Here is a 20,021-nt window from a genome sequence, read left to right on the forward strand (position 1 = left end):
AGAACGGACGATGGGGGATCGCGAGGTGCGCATCGTGGACGGGGAGCCGACCTTGCTCACAGAGCAAGACCTGTGGCTGTTCGCCGAGGGGACCCACACCCGGCTGTACGAGGTCCTTGGCGCCCACCCAATCACCGTCGAGGGGAAGGCGGGGACCCTGTTCGCGGTGTGGGCCCCCGATGCGGAGGCAGTGTCCGTGGTCGGCGACTTCAACCGGTGGGACCCGGAGCGCCACCGGATGCGACCCCACCGACAGTCAGGGATCTGGGAGTGCTTCGTCCCCGGTGTTGGCCCGGGCGCCCTCTACAAGTACCACCTCACCTCACGCCATGGCCCGCGCCTCCTCAAGGCCGATCCGTTCGCGTTCCATTCCGAGGTCCCCCCCCGATCAGCGTCGGTGGTGTGGGATCTCGCTTACCGGTGGGGGGACTCCGCCTGGCTCCAGGTGCGGGGCGAGCGCAATGCCCTGGGCGCCCCGATCTCCATCTACGAGCTCCATCTCGGCTCCTGGCAGCGCACCGAGGATGGGCGCTACCTCACGTACCGCGAGCTCGCACCGCGGCTGGCGGCCTACCTCGAGGAGCTCGGGTTCACCCACGTCGAGTTCCTCCCCGTGATGGAGCACCCGTTCTATGGGTCGTGGGGGTACCAGATCACGGGCTACTTCGCCCCCACCTCGCGCTACGGGACGCCCCAGGACTTCATGTACCTCGTCGATTACCTTCATCAGAAGGGGATCGGGGTGATCCTCGATTGGGTCCCGTCCCACTTCGCCACGGATGGCCATGGGCTCGGGCAGTTCGATGGATCACACCTCTACGAGCACGCCGACCCCCGCCGCGGGATCCATCCCGACTGGGGAAGCTTCACCTTCAACTACAACCGGCACGAGGTGCGGAGTTTCCTCCTCTCCAGCGCCCTGTTTTGGCTCGAACAGTACCACGCGGATGGGCTACGGCTGGATGCGGTCGCCTCGATGCTCTACCTCGACTACTCCCGCGCGACGGGGGAGTGGATCCCCAACGAGCAAGGGGGACGGGAGGACCTCGCCGCAATCGCGTTCCTGCGCAAGCTGAACGAGGAGGTGTACCGCCAGTTCCCTGACGTGCAGACGATCGCCGAGGAATCCACCGCCTGGCCGATGGTGTCCCGTCCCACCTCGCTCGGGGGGCTCGGGTTCGGGCTGAAGTGGGACATGGGGTGGATGCACGACACGCTCCACTACATGGCCAAGGACCCCATCCACCGCAAGCACCACCACGACAAGCTCACGTTCCGCATGCTCTACGCCGCCCATGAGAACTTCGTCCTCCCCCTCTCCCACGACGAAGTGGTCCACGGGAAGGGGTCGCTCCTCGGGAAGATGCCGGGGGACGAGTGGCAGAAGTTCGCGAACCTCAGGCTCCTGTTGGGCTACATGTACGCCAGCGCAGGCAAGAAGCTCCTCTTCATGGGGGGGGAGATCGGGTCGTGGCGGGAGTGGGACCATGAACGGGCGGTCGAGTGGGCCCTCCTCGACCACGCCCCCCATCGCGGCGTCCAGCGCTGGGTGGCGGACCTGAACCGACTCTATCGGACGGAGCCCGCGTTGCACACGCGGGATTGCGGGGACCTTGGGTTTCAGTGGGTGGAGGCGAACGACGCTTCCTCGAGCGTGGTCGCGTTCCTGCGGTGGGGGCGCGAAGGCCGCGACGTAGTCCTCGTGGTGGGGAACTTCACGCCGGTGGTGCGCTCCGGCTACCGCGTCGGGGTCCCGTACCCGGGCCGGTGGGTGGAGCTCCTCAACGGGGACGCGACGAGCTACGGCGGAAGCGGGCAGGGGAACTTGGGTGGGCTGGACGCGGAGCCGATCCCCAGCCACGGGTTCCCGCACTCGCTTCCGTTGACGCTCCCCCCGCTGGCGACGCTCTTCTTGAAACCGGGTCCCGCGCAGTCTCCCTAGGGGTACGGGAGCGCGTCACGCCCCTGTCTCCTCTCCCTCCGGGATGAGCCCGATCCGGCGCACCGCCCCGCGCAGGTTCTTGGCCAGCCGCTTGTACTGCTCCTCCAGGTCCGGGGTCACCGAGCGCGGCGTTTTCGCGAGCGCCTGCTCGAAGTGGAGCATCGTGACCTCGCGCGCGGTGAGGGCCTCGCGCAGGGCGATCCGACCCGCCTTGCGGCACACTTCGGCGATGTCGGCCCCCGTGTAGCCGGCGGTGGCCGCGGCGAGCTTCTCCAGGTCCACGTCGGGGCCGAGCGGCATTGTCCGCGTGTGGATGCGGAAGATCGCGAGCCGCGCTCCCTGATCGGGGACGGGGACGTAGATGAGCTCGTCGAACCTCCCGGGGCGGAGCAGGGCGGGGTCCACGAGGTCAGGTCGGTTCGTGGCCCCGATCACCACCACCCCCCGCAGCTCCTCCAACCCGTCCATCTCAGCGAGCATCTGGTTCACGATCCGCTCCGTGGCGTGGGGCTCGCCGAGGGCGGACCCCCGGCGGGGGACGAGGGCATCCAGCTCGTCGAGGAACACCACCGCCGGCGCGACCTGCCGGGCGCGGCGGAACACCTCGGCGATCCTCTGCTCGCTCTCCCCATACCACTTGGAGAGGAGCTCGGAGCCCTTGGCGGTGATGAAGTTGGCCTGGGACTCGCTGGCCACCGCCTTGGCGAGGATCGTCTTCCCCGTCCCCGGCGGACCATAGAGGAGGATCCCCTTCGGCGGCGTGATCCCCAGCCGCCGGAACGCCTCGGGGGTGGTGAGGGGGAGCTCCACCGCCTCCCGCAGGAGCTGCTGGACCTCCTCCAGCCCCCCGATGTCGGCCCACGTCACGGTCGGTACCTCCACCATCACCTCCCGCATCGCCGAGGGGCGAACCTCCTTCAGGGCACGATCGAAATCCTCCCACCGCACCACGAGCTCGTCGGCCACCTCGGGGGGGATCCCCGCCTCGTCGAGGTTGATCTTGGGAAGGAGCTTCCTCAACACGTTCATCGCGGCCTCGCGAGCGAGCGCCGCGATGTCGGAACCGACGAACCCATGGGTGAGGCCGGCGAGCCTGTCCAGATCCACATCGGGAGCGAGGGGCATCCCCCGCGTGTGGACCATCAGAATCTCCTTGCGGCCGTCCCGATCCGGGACCCGGACCTCGATCTCGCGGTCAAACCTCCCCGGGCGGCGCAGGGCAGGGTCGATCGCCTCCACGCGGTTCGTGGCCGCGATCACAATCACGTTCCGCCGCTGCCGGAGCCCATCCATGAGGGTGAGGAGCTGGGCCACCACCCGCCGCTCGACCTCGCCCGTCACCTCGGCTCGTCGCGGGGCAATCGAGTCCAGTTCATCAATGAAGATGATCGCGGGGGCGTTCTTCTCCGCCTGCTCGAAGATCTCTCGCAGCCGCCCCTCCGACTCCCCGTAGAAGCGGGACATGATCTCGGGCCCGGAGATGGCGATGAAGTGGGCATCGGTCTCCGTGGCCACCGCCTTGGCGAGCAGCGTCTTCCCCGTCCCCGGCGGGCCGTGGAGGAGGACCCCCCGCGGCGGCTCGATCCCCAGGCGATCGAACAGCTCAGGCTTCTTGAGGGGGAGCTCCACCATCTCCCGGATCTTCTGGATCACGTCGCGCAGGCCGCCGATGTCCTCATAGGCCACCTCCGGGACGTCCCGGCCGCGCTCCGCCACCTCGACGTGCTCGGGGAGAAGCTCGATCCCCGTGTCGGGGGTGATGCGGACGAGGCCGCCAGGCTGGGTGCTGACCACCTTGAGGTGGATCTCCCCCAGGCCGAAGGCCGGCCCCATCTGCTGCGTGAACTCCCGGAAGATGCGCTCGAACAGGAGGTCGCCCCCGAACGGGCTCCCCTCAGGCCGGGCCGCGGTGGACACGACATCCCCCGTGCGCACGACGCGGCCGACGAGGACGGCCCGCAGGCTGTCCGGGGGAGCCACGAGGTGAAGCCCCTTCCGCGCTGGGGCGAGGGTCACCTGGGTGGCGGGTTTCCACTTCGCTTTCCGTATCTGCACCGTCTCCCCCACGCCGACGCCCGCGTTGGCCCGGATGAGGCCATCGATGCGCACGATGTCGAGCCCGGCATCGGCCTGGTAAGCGACGGCGGCGATGGCCCCCGTGACGCGGGCCCCTTCGAGCTCGATCGGCTCGCCCGGCGAGATCCCGAGTGCCGCGATGTGTTCGGCGGTGAGGCGGGCGATCCCCCGTCCCACATCCGGCTGGTGGGCCTCGGCCACCTTCAGTTTCAGTTCAACCTGTTCTTCCTTCGGTGTCATCGGTATCCGTGGTTCACCCGACGAATGGTAGCGTGGCGCCGCCGGCTCGACCATAGGGATGGCTATAATCGTCAGCGTGCGCCTGTTCTACTGCGTGGAACTGGGAGATGATGTGCGGGCGGGCATCGCCCGGAGCGCCCGCTCGCTTCAGGCTAGGATCCGAGCCGGGACATGGGTTGCGCCGGAAAATCTCCACGTCACGCTCCGGTTCCTGGGGGAAGTGGGGGAGGACCTCGTCCCACCCCTGGAGGAGCTCGGAGCGGAGGCTTCTTCCCAGCTTACGCCGTTCGAGCTACGCTTCGACCGGTTCGGGGCGTTCCCGAGCCCGTCCCGGGCCCGCGTGTTGTGGGCCGGGCCGACTGTGGACAGTGCCCCCTTCGCGGCCCTCGCCCACCGGATTGAGGAAGGGGTGCAGGCGCTCGGGTTCCCGCCGGAAAGGAGGCCGGCCCATCCCCACGTGACCCTGGCCCGGCTGCGGGTCCCGCAGGACCTCGCCCCCGCGCTCGCGGAGGCCCCTCCCCCTGATCTGCAAGCATGGGTGGACGATCTCACCTTGATGGCGTCTGAGCTCCGGCCCGAGGGCCCCCTCTACACCCCGCTCGCGCGGTGGTCCCTGGGGGGATGATGCCGTACGAGATCCTCGACCACGAGGCCGATGCCGGGGTGCGGGGGATCGGGGCGACCCTCGACGAGGCGTTCGCCGAGGCGGCGCGGGGGATGTTCTCCCTGATGGCGGACCTCGCTCAGGTTCGCGCGGAGAGGGAGGTGGAGATCGAGGCCCACGGCGATACCCTGGAAGGGCTCCTCGTGGCGTGGCTGGGGGAGCTCCTGCGGGAGCGGGACGTGCGGGGCATGCTCTTCTCCCGGTTTGCGGTGTGCATCGTGGGGGAGGACAGCCGGTGGCACCTTGTCGGCCGGGCCTGGGGGGAGAGGATGGACCCCGGGCGGCACGAGTTGGGGGTCGAGGTGAAGGCAGCCACCTACGCCGGCGTGCGCGTCGCGAAGAGAGGGGATGCCTACATCGCCCAGTGCATCGTGGACCTGTAAAGGAGGGAATATGGAGCTGAAGAGGATCGGCGACTTCGCATGGGAGCTCCCCCGGGCCGGGGAGATGCGGGTCCCGGGGTGGATCTTCGTCTCAGAGGAGCTCCTCCGGCCCCTCCTCTCCGGAACGGAGGGAGGGGAGGACGAGGGAGGCGGGCACGAGTGGAACGCGCTCGTCCAGGTGAGGAACGTGGCCTGCCTCCCCGGGATCGTGACGGCCTCGATCGCCATGCCCGATATCCACCCCGGCTACGGGTTCCCCATTGGAGGGGTCGGCGCGTTCGACCCCGATGGGGGGGTGGTGGCGATGGGCGGGGTCGGGTTCGACATCAACTGTGGGGTACGGGTCCTGACAACCCCCCTCTCCCGATCCGACGTCGAGGACCGGAAGGAGGAAGTGGCCGATTCCCTGTTCGCCCACGTCCCAGCGGGCCTCGGGTCGGAGGGGAAGATCCGCCTCACCCTGAACGGGGTGGACGAGGTGCTCAAGAAGGGGGCTGCCTTCGCCCTCGAACGCGGGTACGGGCTTCCCGAGGATCTCATGTACATCGAGGAGAACGGGCGGATGGACGGCGCCGATCCCGGTGCCGTATCCGCGAGGGCCAAGGAGCGGGAGTTCCGCCAGATCGGGACGTTGGGCTCGGGGAACCACTACCTCGAGGTCCAGTACGTGGAGGAGATCGCCGACCGCGCGGCGGCCCGCGCCTATGGTCTGGAAGAGGATCAGATCCTCGTCGCGATCCACTGCGGCTCGCGGGGGCTGGGGCATCAGATCGGACAGGACGCGCTCCCCGAGCTGGAGCGGGCGAGCCGCAAGTACGGGATCCCGATCCGGGAGCGGGAGCTCGTGTGCGCTCCGATCCGCTCCCCCGAGGGGGGGAAGTACCTCGCGGCGGTGTTCGCGGGGATCAACTGTGCCTTTGCCAACCGCCAGGTCATCGCCCACCTCGTGCGGGAGGTCCTCGCCCCCCTGTTCTCGCTCCCCCATGGGGCGATCCGCACCCTGTACGACGTGGGGCACAACAACGTCAAGTTCGAGCGCCACCGGGTGGACGGGGAGGAGCGGACGCTCCTCGTTCACCGCAAGGGCTCCACGCGCGCCTTCGGCCCCGGACGGAGGGAGAACCCAGATCGGTACCGGGCCGTGGGTCACCCGATCTTCGTAGGAGGGACGATGGGCACCGCCTCCTACATCCTCCGAGGGACGGAAGTGGGGATGGAGAAAGCATTCGGGTCCGGGATCCACGGGGCAGGGCGGGCGATGTCCCGCGCCAAGGCCAAGAAGCGCTGGCGGGGCCAGGAGCTCGTCCAGGACCTGGCCAAGCAGGGGATCACCGTCCGCGCTCATTCCTATGCGGGGGCAGCGGAGGAGGCGCCCGGCGCGTACAAGGACGTGGACCTCGTGGTGGAAGCGGCGGTGGGGGCGGGGCTCAACGCGCTCGTGGCCAAGGTCCGGCCGCTTGTGTGCATCAAGGGGTGAGGGATGAAGAGGACCCTCTGGATCGCGCTCGCAGTTGGGTTGGGGGCGATCGGCGCGCCCGCCGATCCCGTGGCGACGTGCACCCTCCGCTGGCTTGCCGCGGTCGGGTTCTCCCCCGATGGGTCCCTCATCGTGACCGCGTCCGACAACGGGCTCGTTCACCTCTGGGACGTGAGCGAGATCCTCACCGCACCGTGACGATCGAGGATTGGATCCGGGGCCACGTTCCCGTGGAGGCGAGCACCTCGGCCGCGCTCCGCTACGAGCGGATGATTCGGCAGGCGGCCGAGCCCCTGCCGGGGGTCCACCGCCCGGCCGACCCCGCTCAGCCGTTCGATTGGGTGGAACAGGCGCAGATCGGGGCGTTCCTCGCCGCCCTCGGCGAGGCCCGTCGCGTGCTCGACATCGGCACCGGGGACGGGTGGCCCGCGCTTCCCCTCGCGCGGCGGGTGCCGGAGGTGGTAGCCCTCGATCCCTCCCCCCGCCGGGCCGCCCATGCCCAGGACAACGCGGTCCGCCTCGGGCTCAAAAATGTGGAGGTCGCGTGCGCACCCGCTGAGGAGCTCCCGTTCCCGGACGGTTCGTTCGACGGCGCCGTCGCGGCGTGCGCGATCGAACAGAGCACCGATCCAGCGCAGGCGCTTCGGGAGGCGTTCCGGGTCCTCCGATCCGGGGGGCGGTTCGCCGCCATGTTCGAGGACCTGTCCGCCGAGCTGAGGAGCCCGATCGAGGAGACGGCTGAGCTGTACAGCGACGGGGAGCAAGCAGTGTACCGGCTCGTCCACCGCTCGCTTGCCCCCCTCCGCGAGGTGGAGTACGAACTCCGGTTCCGGGCGAGCCCCGGCCTACGTTCCGCTGCGGAGGAGGTGCGGCCCGTGCCCACGTTCCGCGCTACCCCGGCCGAACCGGGGCTGAGGCCGGTGGCCCCCGACGATCCCGTCCTCGGGATCCCCCTCCTCGAGGCGTCGTGCGACGAGCTCATCGCGGCGCGGTCCTTCGAGCTCCGCCACCGCTCCCCCGCGGAGACGATCGCCCTCGTCGCCGAGGCAGGGTTCGAGGGGACCCGGGCGTATGGGAACATCACCTGGCTCGCGCGGGACTTCTTTGGCCCCGCCCACCGCGACGGCCTCCTTGCCGAGCTCGCCCCACACATGGACGGGATCACCCGCGCCTTCGGTCACCTCTATGCCGCCGTTCCCGTGGGGAAGACATCGGTGTTCTTCCTCGTAGCCAGGAAACCGTGACCCGCGCCGGGGGGCGCGGAGATCTCCGTCCACGCGCTCGGTGAGGACCGGGCGATCGCAACCCGCCTCGCTAGTTCGTCCCCTCCCGGAGCGCAGCTTGGGAGATCTCGTCCTGGACCTGGACGAGGTTCAGGCGCCGGTACAGGCCATCGTGGGCCATGAGCTCAGCGTGATTCCCCCGCTCCACGATCCGCCCGTCCCGCAACACGACGATCTCGTCCGCGCGGCGTACGGTGGACAGGCGGTGGGCGATGACGATCGTTGTCCTCCCCACCATGAGCCGTTCCAACGCCTCCTGGATGAGGAGCTCCGTCTCCGTGTCCACCGCCGAGGTCGCCTCGTCGAGGATGAGGATCGGCGCATCCTTCAGGACGGCGCGGGCGATCGCGAGTCGCTGCCGTTGGCCGCCAGATAGCTTCACCCCCCGCTCGCCGATCATCGTGTCGTACCCCTGGGGCAGCTCGGCGATGAAGTCGTGGGCGTTGGCGACGCGGGCCGCCTCGATCATCTCCTCCTCCGTAGCGTCGGGCCGGCCGAAGAGGATGTTCTCCCGCACCGTCCCGTGGAACAGGAACACCTCTTGGAGGACGAGGCTCACCTGACGGCGCAGGCTGGCGAGCGTGAGGTCGCGGAGGTCGTAGCCGTCGAGGGTGATCCGCCCCTGACACGGGTCGTAGAAGCGGGGGATGAGCATGACGATGGTCGTCTTCCCCACCCCGGTCGGGCCAACGAGGGCCACCACCGACCCGGGGGCGATGTCGAGGTTGATGTCCTCGAGCACCATCTCCCCCTCGCTGTAGCGGAAGCTCACTCCCTCGAACCGGATCGCGCCCTTCGCCCGGCCGGGGAACTCGATCGCATCTGGACGCTCGGCCACGTCGGGCTCCTGCTCGAGGAGATCGGCCACCCGCTCCGCACCAGCGACCGACTGTTGGATGCTCTCCCACACGTTGCTCAGCGCCCGCACCGGCTGGTAGAGGAGCTCCAGGTAGAGGAAGTACGCAACGAGATCCGCGATGGGAAGCGTCTGGTTCAGGACGAGCCTCCCGCCAAAGTAGATGAGAACGATTGTCCCGAGCGACGCAGCGAGCTCGACCGCGGGGTGGAATACGGCCATCAGGCGCAACGCGTGCAGGAGCGAGTCCCGATAGCGGACGATCCGGGTCCACACGCGGTCCGCCTCCGCCTCCTCCCGGGTGAAGGCCTGGATCTCGCGGATCCCCGACAGGTTGTCGTTGAGGGCGGCGTTCAGTTCCCCCAGTGCGACCTGGCGCTGGCGGAACGCGGGCCGCACGTAGCGGGCGAACCCGCGCATCGCGAGCACGATGAACGGGATGGGGATCATCGAGAGGAGCGCGAGCTGCCAGCTCATGCTCATGAGGACAGCTGTGACGCCGGCGAGCATGAGCACGTTGACGAACACGTCGGGGATGGCGTGGGCGACGAGCTGCTCAAGGAGCTCGGAGTCGTTGACCATCCGCGACATGAGCTGGCCCGTCTGTTTGTCCTCGTAGAAGCGGAGCGACAGGCGCTGGAGGTGGCGGTACACGTCGTTGCGCACGTCGGCGACCACGTGCCAGCCAGCGACGTGGGCAGCGTAGGAGCGCGTGAACTGCATCAGGGCGCGCAGGATGTACACGGCGAGGGCGAGCAGGGCGAGCCGCGCCACGAGGGTGAGCGCCTCCGGACCCGCCCCCGGATCCGTGACCGCGGCAACCATCGTCCGCACGATCCACGGGGCAACGAGCTGGACCCCGACCAGGACGAGCATGCTCGCCACGGTCAGCACAAGCGAAAGCCGGTACCGCTTTGCGTACTGGAAGACCCAGGCCAGTCCCTTCACCGCCCCTCCTCACGGGAACGTCAGGGGCATCCCCCTGGCGAACCAGGCCGCATTGTACCCGCGTCCGCCTGGGCCCGCAGTCCCTCGCGTCCGGTGCGCGATGCGGTGTTCTACCCCCGCCCTTGCCCCTCCACGGCCCGGGCCCCCCCGCGGCACGGTGAAACCGCGGGTGCCCCGACGGTGTAGAATGCGGCGGAGGTGGTAGCATGATGAAGCGGGCAATTCTCTCGACACTGGCGATCGTGCTGCTCGGGGGAGGTCTGGCGCTAGGACAGGTGTGCTGCCCTCCGCCCCCGTGCTGTCCCCCTCCCCCCCCGGAACCACCCTGTTACACCACGTTCTGGGTCGGGGAGCCGCTCTTGGTGGAGCTGGTCATCCCGTGGGGCCTGTTCTGCTGTTGCTGCTGTGGGACGACGACGATGATCACGGGGTGGTCGGTGGAGGCGTTCAGCGGGGGGGTCGTGTACCAGTACACCTACCCCGCTCCGGTGAGCGCGGACACGCAGATCGTGTGGGACCAGAAGGATCTCGCCGGGGTCCAGGTCGCACCGGGGTTCTACACGATCACGGTCACAACCACGGACAAGGTGGTGCAGACCTACGTGAAAATCGACGAGAAGCAGAGCGATTGCTGCTTCTTCCTCTGCACACCGCTCTCTAGGCCGTGCGGGATCTCACTCTGTGATCCGTACCTCAAGGTATCGCGGGCCCCAACCTGCACCACGTGTGGCGATCCGTGTTGCGGCCCGTGCGGCTGCCTCCCGTTCCTGTTCTTCCTCGGCATCGGGAAGTGAGTTGCCGGAGCTCCCGGATCTGGAGGTCGTGCGGGACATCCTCTCCCCCCGGATCGTGGGGCAGGCGGTCCGGGGGGTGGAGGTCAACCGTCCCGATCTCCTCCGCACCGGGGAGGGAAGTGTATCCCTCCTCGTAAGGAAGGAACTCCACGCGATCGGGCGGCGGGGAAAGTACCTCCTCTTCTCGTTTGGGCCGGAGGCTCACCTCCTCGTTCACCTCATGCGCTGGGGATGGCTGTGGCACGGTCCGCATGGGTACACGCCGACCACGGCGACCCAGCTCCGGCTGATGTTCGACGATGGGTCCGATCTCCGCCTTATCGAGGCGCGGTCGCCGTACCTGGCGGCGGCGTGGGTGGTTCCCGATCCGAAGACCGCTGAGCCGTTGCGGGGCCTCGGCGTGGAGCCCCTGTCCGCTGAGTTCACCCCGGAGGTCCTGCGCCACCTCATCGCGGGGAAGCGCCGGCCTCTGAAGCGGTTCCTCACGGACCAGTCGCTGATCGCCGGGATCGGGAACGCCTACGCGGACGAGATCCTGTTCCGGGCTCGGCTATCCCCGGTCCGCTACACCCATACCCTGACGGAGGACGAGCTCGACCGTCTGTGGCACGCGATCGGGGAGGCCCTGCGCTGGGCGATCCGCGAGATCCGGGCGCGGGTGGGGGACGTACTGTTCGATCGTGAGGTGCGCGACTTCCTCTTCGTGCACGGAAAGAAGGGCGACCCGTGTCGGGAGTGCGGGACCCCGATCGCGGAGATCCTGTTCGAGGACGCCCGGACCAACTACTGCCCACGCTGCCAGGGCCCACGCGTCGCCCCTCCGCTCCGTCGCGGGTGAGACCATCAGGAGAGGAGGAGGACGAGGATCGCCTTCTGGGCGTGGAGGCGGTTCTCGGCCTGATCGAACAGGACTGAATTCTCGCTCCGGGAGGCCTCGTAGGTGATCTCCTCCCCATAGTGGGCCGGGAGGCAGTGCATGACGAGGCAGCCCCGGTTCGCCAGCGCCAGGAGGTCGAGGTCGATCGTGAACCCGCGGAATGTCCTCCGGCGGGCCTCGGCTTCGTCCTCCTGGCCCATGCTCGCCCAGACGTCGGTGTACAGGATGTCCGCGCCCCGCGCCGCTTCCCGCGGGTCGTGGACGATGTCCACCGTCGCCCCACCGCTCCGCGCGGCCTGGACAATGTCCGCGTTGGGCTCGTGCCCCACGGGACAGGCGATCCGGAACTGCAGCCCGAACGCGGCCGACGCCTCGAGGAGCGAGTGGGCGACGTTGTTCCCGTCACCGATGAACGCCAGGGTCAGGCCCGGTAGCGATCCCACCTTCTCGCAGACGGTGAGCATGTCCCCCAGGGCTTGGCACGGGTGATGAAGGTCGGATAACCCGTTGATCACAGGGACCGTGGCGTAGCGCGCCAGCTCCTCCACAATGTCGTGGCCGAACACCCGCGCCATGATCCCATCGGCGTACCGGGAGAGGTTGAGGGCGATGTCCTCCGTCGTCTCCCTCTTCCCAAGCTTGATGTCCTCGGGCCCAAGGTAGAGGGCGTGTCCGCCGAGGTGGGTCATCCCGACCTCGAACGAGACGCGCGTCCGGAGGGATGGTTTTTGGAAGACCATGGCGAGGGTCTTCCCCGGGAGCACGTCGCGGTGCGAGATCCCCGCCCGATGTTCCCGCTTGAGGTGCCGCGCGAGATCGAGGGCTTCCCGCAGTTCGGGAGCCGACCAGTCAGCGAGGCGCAGGAAATGCCGGTTCACGGCCTACCCCCTCTCACGAAGACGACTCCACTTCCCGCACGGCGATCCCCCGCCGGGCGAGGTCGGCGATGAACTCTGGGTAGAGCTCACTCGTGATCGCGTCCTCCGGGGGCACGATCCCCCGCCCCCGGATCTTCCCTGCCCCCACGAAGCGGGCGCCGATCGCGGCTGCGAACCCGGTGACGCGGGCCATGGACGAGATCCCCGTCACGGGGTCCGCCTCGTCCCACAGGTAGTAGTCCACCCGGGCCTGCCGGCCGGCCTTCGTTCCCAGGACCGTGTTCCACATCACGCATACGTCCCGCTCGCCTGGTCTCGGTTGGAGCCGCGGGGTGAGCAGCCGCGCCAGGAACTCCCGCGGGACGACCGCCATCCCATCGAGGCGGACCGGGTCGAGGTCGAGCAGTCCGCACTCCCGCAGCACGTCCACCGCCGCGTAGTGGCCCGGCCAGCGGATCGTTTTCTCCGCGAAGTCCCCGAGCTCCGGCCGGGTATAGATGAAGGAGGGCATCCCGGGGGTGATCGCGCACTCCAGGGTCTCGTTCACTCCGAACTGGCGGAACGGGAACGTCTCCCGGTCGGTGAGGGCGTCGACCTCCACCACCCGCCCGTTTTTCTTCACCTGGACCTTGATCATGTACTCGCGCAGCACGTGGTCGAACGCCCACGTCACCATGTACCGCAGGGGATGACGGGCCGCGGCCGCCTTCTCCGGGATCCCCCCCACCCGCGCCACTGCCGACCGGGCCCGGTCCAGCTTGCGGATCCCCTCCCCAACGGTGATGTTGGAGATCCCGGGCGCGAACCCGATCCCGTCCAAGAACGTGACCTCGTTGCGGAGGGCCTGTTCGTGGAGCCACTCCCCGTACTCCTCGGCCGTCATGCCGGGGGGGAGTTCGAGCCCCTCCGTCTCGTAGGGGTCTGGCCGGCGATGGTACTCCTCGAGCATGTCCACAACGTGCACCCCGTGTTCGATGGCCTGGTGGGCCGCCCGGTAGCTCGTGCGGCGATCGGGGAGGGCATTCACCACCACGTCGTAGTCAGCGAGGACCTTCCTCACGCCCCCGCCCGCCACATCGCCGGGATGGAGCACGACCTTCTCGCTCCCGATCCACTGTTTCGTCCGCTGGAGGGCATCCGGCGACCGGGAGACGAGGCCCACGGCCTCTACACTGTCCTCCCGCACCAGATCCCAGGCCACCGCCGCTCCGATCTTCCCTGTTCCCCCGAAGACGAGGATCTTCATGCTCGTTCACATCCTTTGTACGGATCGCACACTAGTCGGTGAACTTCTTCGTCACGATGTGGGTGCTCGTCGAGGACACGCCCTCCACCTTGCGGATCTCCTCGGTCACGATGTTGTGGAGCTCCGCCACGGAGAAACTCGCGGGGAGCTCCTCGAACTCGAGGTAGGCGATGATGTCGTAATCGCCGAACACGGTATCCACCCGCTTCACGTGCGGCTTGGTGCGGAGGATCTCCGCGATCTTCCCCTCTGTCGCCCCGCGACAGCGGACGAGGACGTATGCTGCAACTGCCATCAATGACCCCCTTCTTTCCGGTCCAGATGGTAGCCGGCCGCGGCAGAGGAGGCAAAGGTCCTTGGGACCCCCGGAGGCGGGCGGTAGAATGCGGCCCATGGATCCCGTGCGCGTGCGGTTCGCTCCCAGCCCCACCGGATACCTCCACGTGGGGGGGGGACGGACCGCCCTGTTCAACTGGCTCTATGCTCGGCACCACAAGGGGACGTTCATCCTCCGCATCGAGGACACGGACCGCACCCGCTCCACCGACGAGGCGATCGAGCAGATCTTCGCCTCCCTGCGCTGGCTGGGATTGGATTGGGACGAAGTGTACCGCCAGACGGACCGCTTCGATCGGCACCGCGAGGTTGCCGCCGAGCTCACACGCCGGGGGGCGGCCTACGAAAAGGACGGCGCGCTATGGTTTAGGATCCCCAGGGACGGGGCGACGACCGTCCATGACCTCCTCGCCGGCGACGTGACGGTGCAGCACACGGAGCTCAAGGACCTCGTCATCCTCCGCTCCGATGCCACCCCAACCTACAACTTCGCGTGCGTGGTGGATGACCACGACATGGGGATCACCCATGTCATCCGGGGGGCGGAGCACCTCAACAACACCCCCAAACAGCTCCTCATCTACGAGGCGCTGGGGTGGACCCCCCCAGCGTTCGCCCACGTCCCGCTCATCCTCGGCCCGGATCGGACGAAGCTCTCCAAGCGCCACGGGGCGGGGTCGGTCCTCGACTACGACCAGCGGGGGATCCTCCCCGAGGCGCTCGTGAACTTCCTCGCCCGCCTGGGATGGTCCCATGGGGACCAGGAGGTGTTCACGCGCGACGAGCTCGTGGCCCTGTTCGACCTCCCCGGGGTCAACACGTCGGCGGCGGTGTTCGACGAGGAAAAGCTCCTCTGGCTCAACCATGAGTGGCTGCGGCGCCTCGATCCCCACCGGCTGGGGGACCTCCTCGCGGACCGGATCGTGGGGCGGGGGGTGGCGGATCGGGCCACGGTCGAGGCAGCGGGGAGGGACAAGCTTGCCCGGGCCGCGGTGCTCCTCCGCGAACGGGGGAAGACCCTCGTGGAGATGGCGGATCGCGCCCGGCCGTACCTCCCTGGCCCGATCCCCCTCCCCGACGACGCTCTGGACCTGTTCACTTCCGATGTGAGGGCCGCACTGCGCATCCTGGCGGTGCGGGTGGGGGAGTTGGACGACCCGACGGCCCACGGGTTCGAGACCGCGCTGCGACAGGTGGCGGACGAGCGGGGCCTCCCGTTGAAGACCCTCGCCCCCGCGGTCCGTGTCGCGGTGACGGGGTCGCGGGTCGGACCGGGGCTGTTCGACGTGCTGGCGGTGGCGGGCCCGGAGATCGTCGCAGCCCGGGTGGAGGCCGCCGCGCAGGAGGACCGATCGTGAGGGTTGTTCTGGCCGCTCTTGTGTTGTGGAGCGCCTGGGGCCTCGCCCTGGGGGAGGAAGTGCGCCTCGCTCCGGCCCCGGAGGGGATCGCGGGCGACTGGGCACAACCGCTCATCCCCCTGCGCCTGAAGGCCACCCCGGCCCAGGCGGTGCGGTTCGATGGTCCCCCCCTCGCCCTCGCGCAGTGGGGAGAGGTCACGCTGGGCACCGCGCACTACCCGTTCCTCCTCGGGGTACGGGCCGATGGGCAGGCCGACCTGTGGGTGGATAGGAACCGGGATCAGGTGATCTCCGGCGACGAGCTCGTCGCCGGCGCCCGCGCCCCCGAGTACGTGGAATGGGGATCCGAACTTCAGGCCACCCCTGCCGGGGGAGAGCCCTTCCCTTACCCGCTCACCGTCCTATGGCCCGCGGGGCGCGGGTACGTCTACCTCCTCGGCGGGGCCCCCCGTCACGGCGAGCTCGGGGTGGACGGGGCCCGCGTCGCGTTCGTGCTCGTCGATGGCGACCTCGACGGAACCTACGGGACGAAGGGGGACTTCTACGCGGTGGACGTGGACAGGGACGGGATCATCCACGGCGATCCCGACGGCCACGAGCGGTTCGCCCTCACCGAGGCGTTCACCGTGGGGAAGGAGAGCTACCGCCTCTCCCAGATCCACCCCGGCGGTGCGTCGGTGACGCTCACCCCCACCGGCTACGTCTCGCCCAAGCCGCCCCTCATCCCCGGCTTCCCCGCCCCCGAGGTGCGTTTCACCGCGTTCCCCGATGGCGATCCGGTGGCCCTGTCTGACCTGCGGGGGAACATCGTCCTCGTGGACTTCTGGGCCACGTGGTGCGGGCCGTGCATGGCCGAACTCCCCCATCTCCGCGAGCTGTACGCGGCGTACCACGACGCGGGGTTCGAGATCATCGGGCTCAGCCTGGACACGAGCGAGCAGGAGCTCCGCACCGTGCTCGATAGCGAACGGATCCCGTGGCCGGTGGCGTTCGAGGGCCGCAGCTGGGACAACTCGCTCGCCCAGCTCTATCGGGTCTACCAAATCCCCACATCCTACCTCCTCGACCGGGACGGGATCATCCGCTACCGCGACCTCCACGGGGAGGAGCTCGCGGAGAAGCTGACCGAACTCCTCGCCGCGGCCACGCCCGAGCCGGAGATGGCGCCTGCTCCGATCGCGTCCGGCCCGCCCGTCCCGATCCTGGAGATCGTGGTCCCGCCCGAGGTCAGCCTCGCCGCGGGTGAGCCGCAGGTCCTCGCCGTGAAACTCGTCAACACCGCCCCTTACGACGCGGAGGAAGTGAAGGTCTCCGTCCAGGGGCTCCCGACCCAGGTCGAACTGGAGGTGGGGACGATCCCCGCGTTCGGGGAGCGGGTGGCCGAGCTTGCGGTCGCGCCCCCCGCCGAGTCGCAGTCTTGCTCGGTGGCGGTTGTGTACCACTACTGCATCGGCGATTCCTGCTTCCAAATCGAGGACGCGGTGGGCGTCGCGTTCGCGCTCGGGGAGCCCGCACGGCAGCCGTCCGGGATCCCCGTGGGGTGGATCCTCATCGCCCTCGGGGTGGGGTTGATCCTGGCGGTGGTGCTGCGGGGCCGCGGGCTGTTCGTCGTCGCGCTATTGTTGGTCGGCGTGGCCGGGGCGAGCCTCGCCGTGGGGATCCTCCGCGGGCAGGCGACCCAAGCGAGGCGGATCGGAAGCGTCCTCTGCACGGCGTGCGTGGGGATCGAGGAGGTCCGCACCGAGGCGCCGACCCTCTCCCCCGCGGAGCGGGAGGCGTTCGCCGCGTTCCGGGGATCCGCGCACCTCGTCGTGTTCCACACCCCGTGGTGCCGATCGTGTCCCTATGTCCAAGCCCTCGTCGCCGAGGTGGCACGGGCCAACCCGCGGATCAGCTATGAGCTTGTGGACGCTGATCAGGATAGGGCACGCGCTGAGGCGGCCGGGGTCGCCGCAGCGGGGAAGGTCGTCGTCCCGGCGATCCTCGTCGCGGAAACGGGACGGGTCCTGTTCGGGACGAGTGACCTTTCGGCGCGGATCCTCGCGGCCCTCGGGGAGATCCGGTGACACTGCGCACCGTCCGCCGGGGGACCCAATCCCTGGGGATCCTCCTCGGTATCTTCGGCGCCACCGGGATCGGGATGACGCACCTCATCTTCCCCGGACTCCACTGTTACGCGTGTCCACTCGCGATCACCGTGTGCCCGATCGGGCTCATGCAGAACCTCATCATCTCCGGGACGGTCCCATTCTACTTCCTGGGGGCGGTCGCCGCCTATGGGCTCCTCCTCGGCCGCGGCTGGTGCGGCTGGTTCTGTCCGTTCGGGACGGTGAACGACCTCCTCTCGTTCCGCAAGGTCCGCTTCGTGCGGGCCCTGTCGCCCCTGAAACTCCTCGTCCTGGTGGGGACGGGCGTGGCCGCGTGGCGCCTCGCCGATACGTGGTTCTGCAAGCTGTGCCCTGCGGGATCGCTCACCGCCTCCCTCCCCTACCTCGGGCTCGGCGTGGCCGAGGTGAACGCGCCGTTCCTCCTCCACATGGCGACCCTGGCCGCGGTGGTGGGGGGGATGGTCCTCGTCTCCCGGTTCTGGTGTCGCTACCTCTGTCCGATGGGGGGGCTCCTCTCGTTGTTCAATCGGGTGAGCTTCTTTGGCCTGCGGCTCCGCGGCGAGCGGTGCACGGAGTGCGGCCTGTGCACCCGCTCCTGTCCAATGGGGATCGAACCCCACCGGAAGATCAACTCCGCGGACTGCATCAAGTGCGGGGAGTGCGTGGGGTCGTGCCCAACCACGGCGCTCTCCATCGGGTTCTCCCTACCGGGGGCGAGGGGCCGTGATCCGCTACGCTCTGCTGGGTCTCCTCCAAGGGCTGACGGAGTTCCTCCCCGTCAGTAGCTCCGGGCACCTCGTCCTCGCCCAGGCAGCCCTGGGGGTAGACGCGCCGGGGGCGGCCCTCGAAGCGGCCGTCCACCTCGGGACCCTCCTCGCTCTCCTCCTCCACTTCCGCCGCGACCTCACCCACCTCGTGGTCCGGGCGGGCCAGCGGGGGGAGGAACAGCGGTACATCGGGTACCTCGCCCTCGGCACGCTGCCGGTGGCCGTGGTGGGCCTCCTCGCCCGCGGACCGATCGAGCGGGCGTTTGCCTCCCCATCGCTCGTGGGAGGGATGCTCCTCGTGACGGCGCTCGCCCTTCTCCTCGGCGACCGGTGCGCGGGACGAGCCGCGCGGGAGAGGGTGCGGCTGCGCGATGCCCTCGCCGTGGGGGTGGCCCAGGCGGTGGCCCTCCTCCCCGGGATCTCCCGGTCCGGGTCCACGCTGACGATGGGGATCGGGCTCGGCCTCCGGCCGACCGTGGCGGCGCGGTTCTCGTTCCTCCTCGCAATCCCGGCGGTCGCCGGCGGGAGCCTGTTTGCCCTCCTCGGGGCGATGACCGAACCCGGCCTGGATTGGATCGGCCTCGCTGTGGCCATGGGCTGCGCGTTGGGGAGCGGGCTGATCACGATCCGCGCCTTCCTGCACATCGTCCGGTCCGGCGTACTGTGGCCGTTCGCCCTCTACTGCGCGGTCCTGGGAGGGGCGGCGCTCGTGATGGGATGATTGACCGCCCACGGCTGGACCTATGACCGCCTGCGGCGCGGACGGGAGGCCGCAGCGAGGTAACCTACATCCACCCCCCCGAGTACACCGGACGTTGGCCCCCCCAGCCCGGAACCCGACACTCGCAAGGCCATGGTTGGGACCTCTACGTGGAAGCTCGCGGTACTGGGTGGGCTGCTCGGGGTAGCGGGGGCGATGGGCTATGGGATGGCCCTCCCCGCGGAGGGGTTCTGGACCAGTGGGGAGAGGTATGCGGATTGGTACTGGCTTAATCCGCAGTGCGGGGCCCAGTGGGACTTCCTCAGTCTCCCTACCGGTGGCGATTCCCACATCGCGGTCGAGGCGTTCCTCTGCCTTTCCCTCCCGAACGGGAGTGCGCCCGCGGAGATCGAGGTCCGGTTCCAGATCGGAACCGCAGCGGAGAGGGGTCGGCTGTGGGTGGCCCGCCTCCAGCGGATCCAGTGGGAGGGGGGGCACGCGCTGTACTTCGGCCAGCTCTTCCTCTCCCGGCGGGAGATCGGGCTCGGATCGCGCCTCACGGTGCGGCTGGACGGTTCCCAGGCGGGGATTCCGTTAGGGATCCATCCAACCTCGGTTCGGATCTCGGTGGGGCCAGGAGGAGGGCTCTCCCCCGTCCTCGCCGCCGCGACCCCGAACGGACAAGGGGGAGGACAGGACGAGGTGGTGGCCGCCGGGATGGCGACGGAAGTCTCCCCTACCCGGACCCTGCCCGATTCCAACGCCGCCGAGTCGGCGCCGTTCCTCGCCCCCGGGACCTACCGTGGGTCGTTGGGGTGGGCGGGACCGTACGCGACGCTGAACGGGAAGGGCGTGTACCGGGTCAACCTGCGGGCGGGCGAGATCATCACTGTGCACATCGAGACGGGGTCCCCGTGTGCGCTCTCCCTCCTCGATCCCAGCGGACGGAAGGTGGGGGAGATCGAGGGGAGCTCGTGGCTCGGGTTGGAATACCGGGCCCACGCGACCGGGGCCTGGCAGATTGTCCTCTCCTGCCGGGAGGCGGGTTCCCGCTTCCCCTACACCCTCTCCCTTGAGATCCGCTGACC

18 protein-coding genes are annotated in these 20,021 nt (G+C 69.1%); 13 read left to right on the forward strand and 5 right to left on the reverse strand.

Going from position 1 to position 20,021, the window contains the following annotated elements:
* Window positions 1–10 precede the first annotated feature (10 nt).
* On the forward strand, window positions 11–1,942 hold the full coding sequence (gene glgB, locus BARAN1_RS04300) for a 1,4-alpha-glucan branching protein GlgB (protein ID WP_122031213.1): 1,932 nt from the start codon (window positions 11–13) through the stop codon (window positions 1,940–1,942).
* A 15-nt stretch (window positions 1,943–1,957) separates the two neighbouring features.
* On the opposite strand, the gene BARAN1_RS04305 is transcribed toward glgB, so the two are convergent.
* Window positions 1,958–4,258, reverse strand: a complete 2,301-nt coding sequence (locus tag BARAN1_RS04305; RefSeq protein WP_122031215.1) for a CDC48 family AAA ATPase — start codon at window positions 4,256–4,258, stop codon at window positions 1,958–1,960.
* A 58-nt stretch (window positions 4,259–4,316) separates the two neighbouring features.
* Between BARAN1_RS04305 and thpR the strand changes: the two genes are divergently transcribed.
* The 5 genes from thpR to BARAN1_RS04330 are packed head-to-tail and all read left to right on the forward strand — an operon-like array spanning window position 4,317 to window position 8,026.
* Entirely contained in the window at window positions 4,317–4,883 is a 567-nt protein-coding gene (gene thpR / locus BARAN1_RS04310; RefSeq protein WP_122031218.1) for an RNA 2',3'-cyclic phosphodiesterase, read from the forward strand.
* Complete coding sequence (locus BARAN1_RS04315; protein ID WP_157959463.1) at window positions 4,883–5,305, forward strand: archease; 423 nt, start codon at window positions 4,883–4,885, stop codon at window positions 5,303–5,305. The genes thpR and BARAN1_RS04315 overlap by 1 nt, the downstream gene beginning before the upstream one ends.
* A gap of 10 nt (window positions 5,306–5,315) precedes the next feature.
* A complete protein-coding gene (locus tag BARAN1_RS04320) occupies window positions 5,316–6,782 on the forward strand; it encodes an RtcB family protein (RefSeq protein WP_122031222.1) in 1,467 nt (488 codons plus the stop codon).
* Between the two features lie 3 nt (window positions 6,783–6,785).
* On the forward strand, window positions 6,786–6,980 hold the full coding sequence (locus BARAN1_RS04325) for a WD40 repeat domain-containing protein (RefSeq protein ID WP_122031224.1): 195 nt from the start codon (window positions 6,786–6,788) through the stop codon (window positions 6,978–6,980).
* On the forward strand, window positions 6,977–8,026 hold the full coding sequence (locus BARAN1_RS04330) for a class I SAM-dependent methyltransferase (protein WP_122031227.1): 1,050 nt from the start codon (window positions 6,977–6,979) through the stop codon (window positions 8,024–8,026). Before BARAN1_RS04325 ends, BARAN1_RS04330 begins: the two co-directional genes overlap by 4 nt.
* A 70-nt stretch (window positions 8,027–8,096) precedes the next feature.
* On the opposite strand, the gene BARAN1_RS04335 is transcribed toward BARAN1_RS04330, so the two are convergent.
* Window positions 8,097–9,869, reverse strand: a complete 1,773-nt coding sequence (locus BARAN1_RS04335) for an ABC transporter ATP-binding protein (RefSeq protein WP_231944240.1) — start codon at window positions 9,867–9,869, stop codon at window positions 8,097–8,099.
* A 209-nt stretch (window positions 9,870–10,078) separates the two neighbouring features.
* Between BARAN1_RS04335 and BARAN1_RS04340 the strand changes: the two genes are divergently transcribed.
* Together BARAN1_RS04340 and BARAN1_RS04345 are read left to right on the forward strand one after the other, a co-directional pair.
* On the forward strand, window positions 10,079–10,663 hold the full coding sequence (locus tag BARAN1_RS04340) for a T9SS type B sorting domain-containing protein (RefSeq protein WP_157959464.1): 585 nt from the start codon (window positions 10,079–10,081) through the stop codon (window positions 10,661–10,663).
* Window position 10,664: 1 nt separating this feature from the next.
* A complete protein-coding gene (locus BARAN1_RS04345; RefSeq protein ID WP_157959465.1) occupies window positions 10,665–11,501 on the forward strand; it encodes an Fpg/Nei family DNA glycosylase in 837 nt (278 codons plus the stop codon).
* 5 nt (window positions 11,502–11,506) lie between these two features.
* Here the strand turns inward: BARAN1_RS04345 and argF are convergent, their stop codons facing one another.
* Genes argF through BARAN1_RS04360 form a run of 3 tightly spaced genes read right to left on the reverse strand, consistent with a single transcriptional unit; the run spans window position 11,507 to window position 13,959 of the window.
* Entirely contained in the window at window positions 11,507–12,418 is a 912-nt protein-coding gene (gene argF, locus BARAN1_RS04350; RefSeq protein WP_122031233.1) for an ornithine carbamoyltransferase, read from the reverse strand.
* 13 nt (window positions 12,419–12,431) lie between these two features.
* A complete protein-coding gene (locus BARAN1_RS04355; RefSeq protein WP_122031235.1) occupies window positions 12,432–13,664 on the reverse strand; it encodes a saccharopine dehydrogenase family protein in 1,233 nt (410 codons plus the stop codon).
* A gap of 31 nt (window positions 13,665–13,695) precedes the next feature.
* Window positions 13,696–13,959 carry an Lrp/AsnC ligand binding domain-containing protein gene (locus tag BARAN1_RS04360; protein WP_157959466.1) on the reverse strand — a complete coding sequence of 88 codons (264 nt, stop codon included), beginning with the start codon at window positions 13,957–13,959 and terminating at the stop codon, window positions 13,696–13,698.
* A 97-nt stretch (window positions 13,960–14,056) separates the two neighbouring features.
* Between BARAN1_RS04360 and gltX the strand changes: the two genes are divergently transcribed.
* From gltX to BARAN1_RS04385, 5 genes are all read left to right on the forward strand, one after another.
* Complete coding sequence (gene gltX, locus BARAN1_RS04365) at window positions 14,057–15,358, forward strand: glutamate--tRNA ligase (RefSeq protein ID WP_174202507.1); 1,302 nt, start codon at window positions 14,057–14,059, stop codon at window positions 15,356–15,358.
* On the forward strand, window positions 15,355–17,424 hold the full coding sequence (locus BARAN1_RS04370) for a redoxin domain-containing protein (RefSeq protein WP_157959467.1): 2,070 nt from the start codon (window positions 15,355–15,357) through the stop codon (window positions 17,422–17,424). The genes gltX and BARAN1_RS04370 overlap by 4 nt, the downstream gene beginning before the upstream one ends.
* Entirely contained in the window at window positions 17,421–18,251 is an 831-nt protein-coding gene (locus BARAN1_RS04375) for a 4Fe-4S binding protein (RefSeq protein ID WP_122031245.1), read from the forward strand. The genes BARAN1_RS04370 and BARAN1_RS04375 overlap by 4 nt, the downstream gene beginning before the upstream one ends.
* On the forward strand, window positions 18,190–18,954 hold the full coding sequence (locus tag BARAN1_RS04380; protein ID WP_122031247.1) for an undecaprenyl-diphosphate phosphatase: 765 nt from the start codon (window positions 18,190–18,192) through the stop codon (window positions 18,952–18,954). The genes BARAN1_RS04375 and BARAN1_RS04380 overlap by 62 nt, the downstream gene beginning before the upstream one ends.
* 132 nt (window positions 18,955–19,086) lie before the next feature.
* Complete coding sequence (locus BARAN1_RS04385; RefSeq protein ID WP_122031249.1) at window positions 19,087–20,019, forward strand: hypothetical protein; 933 nt, start codon at window positions 19,087–19,089, stop codon at window positions 20,017–20,019.
* Window positions 20,020–20,021: the final 2 nt, after the last annotated feature.

Origin of the sequence: Candidatus Bipolaricaulis anaerobius, assembly GCF_900465355.1 — a bacterium.
GTDB classification, from domain to species: Bacteria; Bipolaricaulota; Bipolaricaulia; order Bipolaricaulales; family Bipolaricaulaceae; genus Bipolaricaulis; species Bipolaricaulis anaerobius.

What these genes read in the sequence shown, in the direction of transcription:
- glgB (WP_122031213.1), top strand. Translation starts at nt 11, where the DNA reads ATGGGGGATCGCGAGGTGCGCATCGTGGACGGGGAGCCGACCTTGCTC.
- BARAN1_RS04305 (WP_122031215.1), bottom strand. Translation starts at nt 4,258, where the DNA reads ATGACACCGAAGGAAGAACAGGTTGAACTGAAACTGAAGGTGGCCGAG.
- thpR (WP_122031218.1), top strand. Translation starts at nt 4,317, where the DNA reads ATGGCTATAATCGTCAGCGTGCGCCTGTTCTACTGCGTGGAACTGGGA.
- BARAN1_RS04315 (WP_157959463.1), top strand. Translation starts at nt 4,883, where the DNA reads ATGCCGTACGAGATCCTCGACCACGAGGCCGATGCCGGGGTGCGGGGG.
- BARAN1_RS04320 (WP_122031222.1), top strand. Translation starts at nt 5,316, where the DNA reads ATGGAGCTGAAGAGGATCGGCGACTTCGCATGGGAGCTCCCCCGGGCC.
- BARAN1_RS04325 (WP_122031224.1), top strand. Translation starts at nt 6,786, where the DNA reads ATGAAGAGGACCCTCTGGATCGCGCTCGCAGTTGGGTTGGGGGCGATC.
- BARAN1_RS04340 (WP_157959464.1), top strand. Translation starts at nt 10,079, where the DNA reads ATGAAGCGGGCAATTCTCTCGACACTGGCGATCGTGCTGCTCGGGGGA.
- BARAN1_RS04355 (WP_122031235.1), bottom strand. Translation starts at nt 13,664, where the DNA reads ATGAAGATCCTCGTCTTCGGGGGAACAGGGAAGATCGGAGCGGCGGTG.
- BARAN1_RS04360 (WP_157959466.1), bottom strand. Translation starts at nt 13,959, where the DNA reads ATGGCAGTTGCAGCATACGTCCTCGTCCGCTGTCGCGGGGCGACAGAG.
- gltX (WP_174202507.1), top strand. Translation starts at nt 14,057, where the DNA reads ATGGATCCCGTGCGCGTGCGGTTCGCTCCCAGCCCCACCGGATACCTC.
- BARAN1_RS04385 (WP_122031249.1), top strand. Translation starts at nt 19,087, where the DNA reads ATGGTTGGGACCTCTACGTGGAAGCTCGCGGTACTGGGTGGGCTGCTC.